Origin of the sequence: Acidimicrobium ferrooxidans DSM 10331, from assembly GCF_000023265.1 — a bacterium.
Taxonomy (GTDB): domain Bacteria; phylum Actinomycetota; class Acidimicrobiia; order Acidimicrobiales; family Acidimicrobiaceae; genus Acidimicrobium; species Acidimicrobium ferrooxidans.
In genome coordinates this window covers 1,519,912-1,532,269 of sequence record NC_013124.1, presented here as the reverse complement: position 1 = coordinate 1,532,269, position 12,358 = coordinate 1,519,912, and the positions used below count along the sequence as shown (strand labels likewise).

At 67.7% G+C, this 12,358-nt stretch carries 12 protein-coding genes; 4 read left to right on the top strand and 8 right to left on the bottom strand.

Translation table 11 applies throughout. The features are described 5' to 3' along the window. Positions 1 to 2: 2 nt before the first annotated feature. Entirely contained in the window at positions 3 to 935 is a 933-nt protein-coding gene (gene mshD / locus AFER_RS07560) for a mycothiol synthase (protein WP_015798868.1), read from the bottom strand. A 30-nt stretch (positions 936 to 965) separates the two neighbouring features. Between mshD and nth the strand changes: the two genes are divergently transcribed. Continuing rightward, a complete protein-coding gene (nth, locus tag AFER_RS07555) occupies positions 966 to 1,616 on the top strand; it encodes an endonuclease III (RefSeq protein ID WP_015798867.1) in 651 nt (216 codons plus the stop codon). On the opposite strand, the gene AFER_RS07550 is transcribed toward nth, so the two are convergent. The 6 genes from AFER_RS07550 to AFER_RS07525 form a co-directional block, all read right to left on the bottom strand. Beyond that, complete coding sequence (locus tag AFER_RS07550) at positions 1,613 to 3,913, bottom strand: DEAD/DEAH box helicase (protein WP_015798866.1); 2,301 nt, start codon at positions 3,911 to 3,913, stop codon at positions 1,613 to 1,615. The two genes, nth and AFER_RS07550, sit on opposite strands and share 4 nt — an antisense overlap. After that, complete coding sequence (locus AFER_RS11170) at positions 3,910 to 4,377, bottom strand: SRPBCC family protein (RefSeq protein ID WP_015798865.1); 468 nt, start codon at positions 4,375 to 4,377, stop codon at positions 3,910 to 3,912. Before AFER_RS11170 ends, AFER_RS07550 begins: the two co-directional genes overlap by 4 nt. After that, a complete protein-coding gene (locus AFER_RS07540) occupies positions 4,374 to 5,765 on the bottom strand; it encodes an amidase family protein (protein ID WP_171788972.1) in 1,392 nt (463 codons plus the stop codon). Before AFER_RS07540 ends, AFER_RS11170 begins: the two co-directional genes overlap by 4 nt. A 10-nt stretch (positions 5,766 to 5,775) precedes the next feature. Further along, positions 5,776 to 6,522, bottom strand: a complete 747-nt coding sequence (locus AFER_RS11165) for a class I SAM-dependent methyltransferase (RefSeq protein WP_015798863.1) — start codon at positions 6,520 to 6,522, stop codon at positions 5,776 to 5,778. A 23-nt stretch (positions 6,523 to 6,545) separates the two neighbouring features. Further along, positions 6,546 to 7,271 (bottom strand): DMT family transporter, encoded by a 726-nt coding sequence (locus AFER_RS07530; RefSeq protein ID WP_015798862.1) that lies wholly within the window; start codon positions 7,269 to 7,271, stop codon positions 6,546 to 6,548. A gap of 110 nt (positions 7,272 to 7,381) precedes the next feature. Further along, complete coding sequence (locus AFER_RS07525) at positions 7,382 to 8,350, bottom strand: aldo/keto reductase (RefSeq protein WP_015798861.1); 969 nt, start codon at positions 8,348 to 8,350, stop codon at positions 7,382 to 7,384. 199 nt (positions 8,351 to 8,549) lie between these two features. Here AFER_RS07525 and AFER_RS07520 point away from each other — a divergent pair, with 199 nt between their 5' ends. Together AFER_RS07520 and AFER_RS11160 are read left to right on the top strand one after the other, a co-directional pair. After that, a complete protein-coding gene (locus AFER_RS07520) occupies positions 8,550 to 9,488 on the top strand; it encodes a hypothetical protein (protein WP_015798860.1) in 939 nt (312 codons plus the stop codon). After that, positions 9,481 to 9,936, top strand: a complete 456-nt coding sequence (locus AFER_RS11160) for a Fur family transcriptional regulator (protein ID WP_015798859.1) — start codon at positions 9,481 to 9,483, stop codon at positions 9,934 to 9,936. Before AFER_RS07520 ends, AFER_RS11160 begins: the two co-directional genes overlap by 8 nt. Here the strand turns inward: AFER_RS11160 and AFER_RS11155 are convergent. Continuing rightward, positions 9,881 to 10,702, bottom strand: a complete 822-nt coding sequence (locus AFER_RS11155) for an RrF2 family transcriptional regulator (RefSeq protein WP_015798858.1) — start codon at positions 10,700 to 10,702, stop codon at positions 9,881 to 9,883. The two genes, AFER_RS11160 and AFER_RS11155, sit on opposite strands and share 56 nt — an antisense overlap. Positions 10,703 to 10,802: 100 nt before the next feature. On the opposite strand from AFER_RS11155, the gene AFER_RS07505 reads away from it, so the two are divergent. Next, on the top strand, positions 10,803 to 12,353 hold the full coding sequence (locus AFER_RS07505) for a 4Fe-4S binding protein (protein WP_015798857.1): 1,551 nt from the start codon (positions 10,803 to 10,805) through the stop codon (positions 12,351 to 12,353). Positions 12,354 to 12,358 lie beyond the last annotated feature (5 nt).

Below are 12,358 nucleotides of genomic sequence, written 5' to 3'. Positions count from 1 at the left end.
GTCTACGACGCTGCTGGGAGACGCCACACGAGCCGGACGTCTTCGTGATCGACCACGAACCCGAAGCGGTCATAGAGGCGGAGTGCACGTTCGTTCGTGTCCTCCACGTAGAGCGAGGCGGTGGGGATGTCGTGGTGGGCGAGGTAGTCCAACCCGGCGACGAGCAGGCATGAGCCAAGTCCGCGAGGCGCGCGTTCTGGATCGGTGGCGATGACGTAGATCTCGCCGAGCGCTGACGACGAGCGCGGCGCATGCACCTTCGTCCAGCAAAAGCCCACGAGGCGCCCGTCCTGTTCGGCCAGGAGGAAACCAGCTGGGTCGAACCAGCTCTCGCGCTCACGAGCGAGCAGGGTCTCGAGATCCCAGTCGCCTTGATCGGGATGCCATGCGAAGGCGCGATTGTTGACCTCGAGCCACGCATCCTCGTCCTCGCCGGGACGAAAGGTCCGAAACGGCGGGCAGTCAATCGGCCGTGCCGGGTGGTCTGACTCGAGTGGGAGGGGACGTCGGAGCTGCCGTACCGCGCGGTCGGCACGGAACCCGAGGCCCTCGAGGGCATCGATGACCTGTCGAGAGTGTCTGGGTACCCAGGCGAAGATCTCGTGGGGGCCGAGGGTCTCGAGACTCGCGCTCGCGGCCTCGACGAGCGCGCCGACGATGCTCGCGGCCTCGTCGCGGTGGTCTGGCGCGACCAAGAGCTCGAGCTCGATCCCGTGACGGTGGTGCCGCCGCAGGTGGACGTAGCCGACGACGGTGTCGTCGTCGAGCGTCACCGCGATCCCGTGCAGGCTCTCGGCGTCCGCGTTGGCGAGGTCGATCCAGCGATGAGCCTCGAGTACCTCGTGGCCGTCGGCTGCCTCGACATCGCGTATGAGTGCAAGCACCCCCGGGAGCAGGCGCGCAGACGGGTTCTCGACCGTCGTGAGCGCGTGCACGTCTCTAGGCTAGCGGTGGGGAGGTTGGCGGTGCAGGACGAAACCCGACGGGCTCTCGCGGTCGACGAACGACTCGAAGAGCTCTATCCAGGGACGGCGGTGTCGCTGTGTGCCCTGCGCTTCGAGACCCCGTTTCAGCTCCTCGTGGCGACGGTCTTGTCGGCGCAGACCACCGACGCTGCGGTGAACCTCGTGACGCCAGGACTGTTCGCTCGCTACCCGGACGCCGAGACTCTCGCCCGAGCTCCGATCGAGCAGGTGGAGGCGCTGGTGCGTCCGACCGGTTTCTATCGAACGAAGGCTCGTCACATCGTCGCGCTGGCAGCTGCGATCGTCGAGCGCTTCGGAGGAGAGGTTCCCCAAGGACTCGAGGAGCTGACCAGCTTGCCCGGGGTTGGACGCAAGACGGCCAATGTCGTTCGTTCGGTCGGCTTCTCGTTGCCAGGGCTCCCCGTCGACACGCACGTCAAACGGGTGAGTCGTCGCCTCGGGATCGCCCGATCGTCGACCCCGGAGGGGATCGAACAGGAGCTCTGTGCGGTCTTGGCACCGAAGCGCTGGGGGACCTTCTCGTTGCGCATGATCCTGCACGGTCGGGAGACGTGCACGGCGAGGCGGCCACTGTGCGCCGGCTGCCGGCTCGCGGACCTGTGCGAGGCGCATCGCGCCGGATTGTGCTAAGCGTGCCGCGCGTGGTGGTCGCGCAGGCGCACGAGCACGTCCAGGACGAGCGACTTGGCGGCAACGTCGCCGTCGCAGCGAGCGTCCAGGGTGCAGAAGGGGCAGCCATCGTTGCAGCGGCACGTCGTGAGGATGCGCTCGGACACGGCGAGCGCACGATCGAGCTGGCGAGCCACCGTCGCAAGCATCGTGCCGCCGCCCAGCGCATCGGGCGCGAAGAAGAGGATCTGCGGTGCCGGCGTGGCCTGGGTCAGCGTGGTGAGATCGCTTGCGCCGACGGCAAGCGGCGCGAGCGCCTTGACGAGGAGGTGCTCGACGCCGTGGAGGGCTGGAAGTTCGGCGGGATCGACGAGTTGGTTGGTCGAGAGGATCAAGGCCTCGCCCGCGACCGAACGTGAGGGGGCAGTGACCTTGCGTTGGTGGACGAGCACTGATCCCCGGAACTCCTTGGCTGAGGTGACCTGCTCGACGAGCACGGCATCGGCCAGGTCCAACGTGAGCGACCCCGCGATCGCATGAGACCGTACGCGCGTCGGAGCGATCGCGCGATACCAGGCTGCTTGGGTGTGGTGGCCTCGGTCGGGTTCTGGTCGTGCGACCGCGACGCGCGCAGCGTAGTCGACCCGGACGACGCGGTAGGGCTGCGAGCCATGCAGCACGATGGCACCGCGATAGGCCTCGCGCAGTGCCTGACTCTCCGACAGGCTCTCTGGCGCGATGGTGGTGCGCGTCCCCTCGAACTGGAGGCGCCACGTCGGCTCCATCTCGACCAGTGGTCGGAAGCGATGCGGGCGGCGGCCCGGGACTCGAAGGCCGTCGGCGTCGTGCCGAATCGTGCCAGCCTCGACGAGTGCGGCGGCAGCGTCGCGTGCGGGCGCGCCCCAGTGACGGAGTTCGTCGGGGGTGACGGGTCGTTCGGCCGCAGCGAGCTCGAGCGCACGCCGGACCACGGAGGGCTGGTCGACGTTGGCGACCGCGAGCTCGGGCGGGCGGACGAGGAACTCCTCTGGATCGGCGATGAGCGCTCGGGCGGCGGGTTCGGCCCCCAGCACGACGACGCCCAGTGCGTCCTGGCCCGATCGTCCGGCTCGACCGATGCGTTGGAAGAGGGAGGCGATCGAGCCCGGGAATCCGTTGAGCACGACCGTGTCGATGACGCCGACGTCGATGCCGAGTTCGAGGGCGCTCGTCGCTGAGATGGCGCGAAGGCGCCCGGCTCGGAGGTCGGCTTCGAGTGCCCGCCGCCGTTGGGCCGCGTACCCTGCCCTGTAGGGTTCGACGCGGACCGCGCGATCGGTCGCGAGTCTCGCGAGCAGCTCGGCGTGCGATCGTGAGTTCGAGAAGGCGATGACGTGGCGGCGGTGGCGGACGAGCCGACGCACGAGGAGCGCGGCCTGAGCGATCGGGGCGTGATCGGGAGATCGTGTTGCATCCACGATGGCGATCGTGCGTGTCGGCTGGGCCGACCCATCGTCATCGACGAGGACGACGTCATCGCCGATGAGTCGTGCGAAGTGCTCGGCCGGATTGGCGATGGTCCCGGATGCCCCCACGTAGACCGGTGCCGCACCGTGCGCCTCGGCGAGACGCTGGAGTCGACGGAGCAACCAGCCCACCGCACCGCCGGTCGCTCCCGTGTAGGCGTGTGTCTCGTCGACGATGACGAGTGCCAGGTTGGCGAGGATGCGCTCCCAGCCTTCGTGCCATCCGAGGTAGAGGTTCAGGCCATGGGGGTTGGTGACGACGAACCGCGATCGGTCCTTGATGCGAGCGCGTTCCGGGGCCGGGGTGTCGCCGTCATAGACGGCAGGGGCGATGTCGATGCCGAGCGCTCGCTCGAGCTCGACGAGGCGCGCCAGTTGATCGTGCGCGAGTGCTTTCGTGGGATAGAGGGCGAGAACGGTGGCTGCGGGATCGCGCTCGAGGCGAGCGAGGGCGGGGACGAGGAATGCGAGGGACTTGCCGGACGCGGTCGGGGTGGCGAGCACCACGTGGTGGCCCGCCAGGGCGTGGTCGGTGACGGCGGCTTGGTGCGTGTAGAGCTGACCCGGGTTCTCGGCGAGGAGGCGGCTGAGACGCGGGGGGAGCGGGGTGCGAGGCGTTGCGAAACGTGCAGTGTGGCCCTCGAGTCGAACGGTTGCAACCAGCGCTTCCGGCTCATCCTCCAGGCCGAGCATGGCCGCGATCACGTCACGGTCGAGGTGGACGTCCTCGGAACGTGACGGCGTGTCGGCCACGGCGTGGCGCGCGAGCGCGCCAAAGCGTGCGGCGATGGAGTTCGAGGCCGTCGTACTCACGGAGCGCCCAGCGTAATGGGCCCTGCCGAGGCGATCGCGGCCTCGAGGCGGGCGAGGTTGCCTCGCCAGATCCACTCGAGGACTGGTCGTGCGGCGTGTGCTGCCAGCTCACCGAGATGCCCGCCTGGGAAGACGAGCTCTTCGTCCCAGCGAACTCGCGCACGGTCGGGACCGTCGGCTTGGACGCTGAGACGCCCGACTCCGCGAACGAGTCCGACGTGGCGGACGCCGATGGCACGGCCTTCGTCCCAGTCGACGACCACCATTCGGTCGGCTGTGCGCAGCGGGCCGATGCGAGTATGGGCGATCATCTCGACGCCGACGCCGCGGCGTTGGGCGCTCACGATCTCGACCGCTTCTGCATCCGCCATCCAGGTGTGGTGTCGTTCCAGCGCGGCGAGTTCCCGGAACACGCGATCGGCACGGAAGGGAACTTGGCGACTGATCGAGATGGTGGCGCTCACGCTTCGGGCAACAGCGTCGTGGGCCTCTCGCGTCCCGCGAGGCCCGCGAGTGGGGCCAGAGCGCGCTCGAGGAGCGCCGTCAGCTCGAGGATCGTTTCCTCGTGACCTGCCGGCGCGCTGAGACACACGCCGACGGGGAGGTGCCCGATGCGACCTGCCGGGACGGAGACCGAAGTCCCGCCGGCGACTGCGGCGGCTCGATAGCCAGCTGGGGAGTTGGGGTCGCCGCGGAGCAGATCGATGGGCCACGCGACGTCCATGGTTGGTGCGAGGATCGCGAGTGCGTCCGTCGCGGCGAGCGAGGACTCGATTCCTTCGGTCGTGCGCTCGAGGTTGCGTTGGCGCGCGGCCCGGTAGGCGGGATCGGCCGGGTCGGCCTCGAGTGCCGCCACGAAGTGCTCTTGGCCGAAGTAGGCGAGCTCTCGGTCGGCGAGCGCGTCGTTCGCCGCGACCACGTCGGCCAGGGAGCGAAGGCCGGGGATGGCGCGACGATCGAGGTAGCGATCGAGCTCGACATGCAGCTCGGTGCGCAACACGATGAGCTCGTCCTCATCGGAGGGCTCGAGCGTTCCGCGCGGCGGTGCGCTCAGCGTCACGACGTCGACGCCCGCGCGCGAGAGCAGCTCGAGGACGTCGTGAAAGCGTGCGAGCGTACGAGGATGGAAGCCGTTGAGGGACTCCTCGACCACGCAGAGTCGGACAGGTTCTGTCAGGGTGGTGGCTTCGATGCCGAGGACGCTCGCGACGACGAGGAGGTCGTCGGCACTCGTGGCGAAGATGCCGAGGGAGTCCTGTGTCGACGAGATCGGGATGACGCCGCTCCGGTCGAGGCGCTTCGGAGCAGTCTTGAACCCGATGACACCATTGAGCGATGCCGGGCAGAGCATCGACCCATCAGTCTCGGTACCGATCGCGATCGGGCTCATGCCAGCCGCGACGGCGATGGCCGAGCCGCTCGACGAGCCCCCAGCCGAGCGCGTCGGGTCGTAGGGGTTACGGGCGAGTCCGTAGCGCGCATTCCACCCGGATATGGATCCCTCGCCGCGAAAGTTCGCCCACTCTGAACAGGTGGTCTTGGCGGCGATGGTCGCACCAGCGGCGCGCAGCGCATCCACGATCCAGGCGTCAGTAGCAGGGGGCTCTTCGGGTAGGACGAGGGAGCCGGCCGTCGTGGAGAGATCGGCAGTGTCGATGGTGTCCTTGACGAGAACCGGCACGCCTGCGAGTGGTCCGTGCGCAGCTGGCTGCGGGTCGTCGGCGATTGCAGCGAGCGCATGGAGGCCGAGGCGATCGTCGATCCGGAGCGCGTGCGCGCGCCAGGCCGCTCCGATACCGGGGAACTCGGTTCGGGTTCGATCGATCGTGACGGGGGTGAACGGGGAGAGCACGTCCGTCACCTTAGGGCATCCGCTGACGCATGATCACGACGCAGTCGTAGCGCACGTCGATCGGCTCGTACGGCCTCAGGGCCTCAGCGAGTTGCGCCTCGCAGTCGGCGCCTTCGTGACCGAGTGCAAGCAGGTCGCTCATGGTTGCGAGCAGGCCTGCAAAGCTTGTCGCACTGCGCTGCGTGTGCCAAGGGAGCTCGCAGCGCATCGCGGGTGCGAACCCGTGCACCGCCTGGTCGCTCAGTGCCTCGATGGTGTCGCTGACGCGCTGGTCGGATCCCCTGGAGCGTTCCACGCCGAATCTCGCGAGCACCTCGCCGATCGCGTGGGCCGCTCGGACATCGGAGAGCGTGGCGAGCTGCCAGACGCCGGCGAGAACGCCGCCGGGAGCCAGGGCTCGACGGGCAGCGCGCCACAAGGCTCGCACCGGTATCCAATGGAGCGACTGAAAGCCGACGAGGAGGTGGACGCCCTCGAGGTCGACGTCCTCCAGCCTGGCGGGGACCATGCGTACGGTCGGGAGGCGTCGACGCAGGATGCGCCCCATGCCTGGATCGGGCTCGAGGGCGAGGACGTCCGCGCCTGCAGCGACGAGCCCCTGGGTGGCGATGCCGGTTCCGGCACCGACCTCCACCACTCGAGAGCCCTCGTAGGATCCGATCGCGCGCTCGAGCGTTGAGAAGGTCGCCGCGGGGTACGGCGGTCGTAGAGTGTCGTAGCGGAGGGCGGCTGCTCCGAAGGTCCACGCGGTGGACACACCTGCGATCCTACCGCCAGGTACTACGGAACGGTCGGGCTACGTGCGCCCAGGTAGACAGCCAACGCGGCCACGATGGCACTCAGGGCGAGTTGCCAGGTCATCGGATCGCCAAGCGCGCCCCAGGCAAGGGCGGCTCCGAGCGGTGGCACGAGGCTGAGGCTCGAGGCCGCGATGGCAGGTGCGTCGCGAGCCGCCCCGACGTAGAGGGCGATCCCGACCAGGGAGGAGCCGGCGACGAGCACCGCGACGAGCAGCCAGGGCTCGATCGTGGTCGCGACGGCAAAGCGACCGGTTCCGGCGAGCACAGCAGCCAGGACGATCGCACCGAGGGCTTGGGCGAAGGTGGTCGTCCGCACGGCGTCGCGCGGCGTCGCGCTTGCCGGGAGGAGACGAGCTCCGATGACGAAGCATGCGCCGCCGAGCGCCACCAGTCCGATCCCAGCTACCACATGATGGGTCCCTGCGTGGGCCGCGGTGACCGGCAGCACCATGGCCGCCACTGCGAGCGTCACCGTTGCGAGGGTGCGCGGCGAGCGCAACCAGTGGGGATTGAGGAGACCGACGACGAGCGGTTCGCTCGCCAAACCCAGCGACGCGATTGTCGCCGGGGCGATGGCATAGCCGAGGGTGGTCGCGCCGTAGTAGCCGAGGACGATGGCGACACCGGCTGCGACGGTAGGAGCGAGGTGCCTGACCCGCGGCAGCCCGATCACGACGAGGGCCGCGACCGAGACGATGGCTCGCATACCGAGGACCGCACCCGGTCCCGCCAGCGCGTCTGCGCGTTGCGTGAGCGCGGGTGCGGTTGCGAACAGGGCCGCCGCAGCGACCGCACGTCCGAGACGTGGTGGTCCGCTCAGGCGTGCTCCGCCAGGATCGCGTTGATCTCGTCCACGACCGCTGGGGTCAGACGGTCTCGGGCCTCGAGTGCTCCGAGGTTCTCGTTGAGTTGATCGATGGAGGTGGCACCGAGGAGGACGGAGGATACGTGCGGATTCAGGAGGCACCAGCCGATGGCGAGCTGGGCGAGCGAGACCTCGAGCCGTGACGCGAGCGGGAGCAGGCTGCGCACGACGGCTTGGCGTCCCGGGTCGGTGAGCAGATCACGGAGCCACTCGTACCCGTGGAGCGTGGCTCGTGATCCCGCGGGCACCCCATTGACGTACTTGCCGGTGAGCAAGCCGGACGCAAGCGGACTCCAGGTGGTGAGGCCGATGCCTTCCTCGTCGAGCAGGCGGGCGTATTCGTGCTCGACGCGCTGGCGCTCGAGCAGGTTGTACTGAGGTTGCTCCACGACCGGAGCGTGGAGGTGATTGGCGGTTGCGACGTCGATGGCGTGGCGAATTTCCTCGGCGCTCCACTCGCTGGTCCCCCAGTAGTGCGCCTTGTGTGCGCTGACGAGTTCGCTCATCGCGAAGACCGTCTCGGCGATGGGCGTCGTGGGGTCCGGTCGGTGGCAGTAGATGATGTCGAGGTGGTCCAGGCCGAAGCGCTCGAGTGACGCGTCGACGGCCTCGACGAGGTACTTGCGGTTGAGGGTGTGGTGCGTGTTCACGTCGTCGTGGATCCCCCAGAAGAACTTGGAGGTGACGACGTAGCTCCACCGTGGCCATCCGAGTCGCGCGATGGCCTGTCCCATGATGCGTTCGGACTCGCCTCCGGCGTAGGCCTCGGCGTTGTCGAACAGATTGATGCCGGCTTCCCTGGCGGCGGCGAGGATGTCGGCCGCGCGCCCGACGTCGAGCTGGGTTCCGAAGGTGACCCAGGAGCCGAAGCCGAGTTCGGAGACCTTGAGACCGGTTCGGCCGAGATGGCGATAGCGCATCATGGATCCTTTCCGTTGACGATCCGGGGTGCGTGGGGAGCCGAGTCGAGCGCCGCGCCCACGATTGCACGTGCACACATCGTCCCAGGGGAAGGCTAGCGCGCGCGGTCAGGGAATGGGACGGCCGCCTCGTTGTTGAGAATGCGTGTCAACACTAAGTGAGAATTGCTATCATGTGTAGCACGGACAGGAGGTCGTCGTGGATCTGCTCGCGGTGCTGAACTTGTGGAACCCGGCTGGGGTGGCGACGATCGGCGGTGCGCTGGTACTCGCGTTCGCGCTCGGCATCGTGCATGGCATCACCCCCGACGAGCACACGTGGCCGATCACGTTCTCGTACGCCATCGGCAGCTACTCGAGTCGACGCGGTCTCGTCGCCGGCCTGACGTTCTCGGCTGCGTTCACCGTGCAGCGTGCGATCGCGTCCGAACTTGCGAACCTGGCGCTCGCCAAGGTCTTCGTTGACACGCCCTGGCTGGACTATGCCGTCTACGTCGCCGTCGGGCTGGCGATGGCGCTGGCGGCACGTTACTTGTTCCGCGGTGAGCACTGGCATCTGCTCTCGCCGGCCCATCACGTCGAGGACGGTGTACCCGACGTCACCATGAAGCCATGGATGCCCGCGGTGCACGGTTTCATCGCAGGCTGGGGTATCGGGGCGTTTGCTCTCATCCTCTACACCGTGCTCGCGCCAGCGATGCCCGTGTGGCTCGGTTGGGCGCCTGGTGCAGCCTTCGGCCTGGGCACCACGGTGGTCCAGGCGGTCGCGGGCGGCCTCTTCGGTGCCGTCGCTCGACACCTGTCGTTGACGGAGGCGCAGATTCGCGCCGTCGCACTGGTCACCGCTGGGCGCACGCTGTTGTGGGGAGGTGTGGCGTTCGTGGTCGCCGGTGTCGTCGGACTCGCATTCCCGAACCTTCTCTCCTTTCACCTGGTGACACCGCTCCACGTGCACAACCTTCACAACATCGGCATCGCTCAGGTGCTCGTCATCTTCGCCGTCGTCGTCGTCGGGATCGGGACGCTCGTCCGTGAGACTCGTCACGCTGCGCGTCGGGCCCGCTCGCTCTCGCGCGCTGGCGAGCAGGATGCGGCTCCGAGTGCCGAGCCCGGTCGGACGGAGCAGCTCGATGGCTGAGACGCAGTTCGAGGGTGCACTCAGACAACGCGGGTTGCGGGTCACCGATGAGCGACGTGCGGTGTTTCGCGTGTTGGCGGAGGCGGGGCGTCCGCTGACGAGGGCCGAGTTGGTCGACGTTCTCGCAGAAGCGGGCGTTGGGTCGGCGACGGCCTACCGAACCATCGCGGCGTTTGCCGAGGCTGGCATCGTCCAACCGGTGACCATCGGTGACGACATCGCCTATGAGCTCCTGCCGCCCTACGCGTCGCACCACCACCACTTCCACTGCGTGTCGTGCGGGGAGATCTTCGAGGTTCGGGTGGCCTCGTGTCAGGCGATCACGATCGACGACGCGCCTGGCCCAGTCTTGTATCACCAGGTCGAGGCCTACGGCGTCTGTGAGCGGTGCATCAGCGCGCGTCCTCGAGGAGTCTTGCCGTCGCCGTCAGGATCGCGCGAACGCTAGGGCGTGGGTCCTCGAGCCGACCGCGCCAGAGGATCGCCGCAGTGAGCGTGGTGCGCAGGGGATCCGCCGGCTCGGTGGTGAGATCGAACTCTGCTCTCGCCGTCTGGCCGATGGGGTCGTTCACCTCGACGACGAGGCGACGGCCTGGATGGGCGAGTTCGCAGAGAGTGAGGTCGAGGTCGAGTGCGGCCTTCAGGCGATGCGCGATCGCCTTGGCGAGATCGTCGGACGTCAGCGTGCGCAAGCGTCGTTCGACCTCGTCTGCGGGTGCCTCGACGTCGATCGTCTCGGCAAGGTTGGTGACCGTGGCGTGGCGGTGGGCATCGGGCGGCGGGGCAACCCCATGTTCGAGGGCGACGTCCGCGTCTCGGACGTCGGCGAGCGTCACGGTGGCGAGCTGATCGCGAACGGCTCGAACGGCTCCCTGCCAGAAGGTGTGGAGTGGACACACGCTGTCCCAACGGCATGGTCCATCCCCGAGCGCGCACCGTTCCGCGCGGAGGGTGCCCTCGGCTGCTTCGACGATGGTGAGGAGGGTGATGTCCTTCGGGTCGTGTTGGAGCCAATAGCCGCCTCCGCGGCCCGGCCGCGCACCGAGGATGCCTGCGCGGGTCAGGTCCGCGAGGATCTGGCCTGCGAAGCTCGGTGGAATCGCCATTGCGGCCGTGATCTCGCGCACGCCGACGGCCTCGTTCGACTCCTGGCGCGCAAGGTAGAGCGCTGCACGTACCGCATAGTCGCCACGCCGAGACAGCGAGAGGTCCACGTGTCCGATCGTAGTCGCGACTTGACACCACGTATGGGCATGGCTACAGTAACGATTAGTCAATGACTAATCATTGGCGCGGTGCCAAAGGAGGAGCGAGATGGCTACGACCAAGCCCCCGCATGTGCAGACCGTGCTCGATGATCAGGTGGTCGTGCGATTGCGACCGCCGCATCGGCCGGGCCAGGATCGATTCGAGCGATCAGATCCGTCGCCACGTGCCAACGTGGCACGTCGGGGTATCATCGCCCGCCTCGCCGCGAATCGGACCACCCAATTCCTCTTGATTCTGCCGAACCAGATCATCTTCTGGCTGGTGATCGTCCTGGGCTTCGTCGGCGTCGTCGATCCCCAGACGAACTTTGCGACCGCGATCACGTGGTACCTGTGGTTCTGCGTTGTCTTCGTGCTCATGGCCGTGGTCGGGCGCGCGTGGTGCTCCATGTGCCCCTTCGGCGGCTTCGCGGAGTGGATCCAGCGTCGTACCTTCTTTCGCCGACTGCACTCGGCGATCGGTCTCGGGCGCCCGGTGCCTCCGTGGCTGGCCGAGTACGGCTTCTTGGGATCTGTCGCGACCTTCGTGCTGCTGACCTTCATCGAGGAGTACTTCAACATCGCAGGTCCGGGGGTGCCTCGCTACACAGCCATCATGGTGCTCGGTATCGTCGCCACGGCGGTCTCGGTGTTCCTCGTCTTCGAGCGGCGGAGCTTCTGCCGGTACCTGTGTCCACTCTCGGCGTTGATCGGCACCGTCGGGTCGATGGGCTCGGTCGCGGGCTTTCGAACGGTCGACCGCGAGACGTGCCTCGAGTGCACCACCAAGGATTGCATGCGTGGCGGTGCGTCCGGTTATGGCTGTCCATGGTTCACGTGGCCGGGATCGGCTGAGTCGAATGCCGCCTGCGGACTGTGCACGGAGTGCTACAAGGCATGCCCCTCGAACAATGTGGGACTCTTCCTGCAGGCGCCACTCACCTCCGTGGTCGCGCCGAAGCGTCGCCGTTGGGACCTTGCCTGGGCCATCGCGATCTTGTGGGGCCTCGTGATCTTCCAGCAGTTCAACGCGACCGACGTCTACAGCTCCATCGATGCCACGCTCAATCGCGCGACTGGGTGGCCGGCCTACCCGAACCCGATTGACTACCTGGGCATCATCGCCGCGGTGGCTCTCGCAACTGCAGGGATCATCTGGGCGTGGGGTCGAGCCTTTCTCGATCCGGCTGCACGGCGGACGGTCACCGCAGAGAGTCGGCTCGACCGCGTCACTCCGTTCCGTCAGGTGTTCCTGCCGCTCACCTACGGCCTCATCCCAGTTGTCGGGATGGACTACTTCGCACGCCAGCTGCCGAAGTTCTTCAAGCACATCCCGAGCCTCATCCCAGCCATCGTCGGCATCTTCGGTGTCAACACGCAGCACTGGAGCTTGCTGTCGGACCACCTGCTGGCGATCCCGCAAATTGTCGAGGTCCAGGTCGGCGTGATGGCGCTCGGAGTCGTCGGTGGCCTCTGGGCCATGGCGCGCATCTTCGACGCTGATCTCGCGTCGATCGTGCGTCATCGTGCCGTCGCCAAGCTCTCTGCTCTTGCGCTCGTCGTCGTGTTCGGGGCCGTGGCTGGATGGCTGTACGTCATCATGCACGGAGCGTCCTAGGAGGG

Coding starts and splice junctions, on each gene's coding strand:
- AFER_RS07530 (WP_015798862.1), bottom strand. CDS start 7,271: ATGCGAGCCATCGTCTCGGTCGCGGCCCTCGTCGTGATCGGGCTGCCG.
- AFER_RS07525 (WP_015798861.1), bottom strand. CDS start 8,350: ATGCGCTATCGCCATCTCGGCCGAACCGGTCTCAAGGTCTCCGAACTC.
- AFER_RS11160 (WP_015798859.1), top strand. CDS start 9,481: ATGGCTGAGACGCAGTTCGAGGGTGCACTCAGACAACGCGGGTTGCGG.
- AFER_RS07505 (WP_015798857.1), top strand. CDS start 10,803: ATGGCTACGACCAAGCCCCCGCATGTGCAGACCGTGCTCGATGATCAG.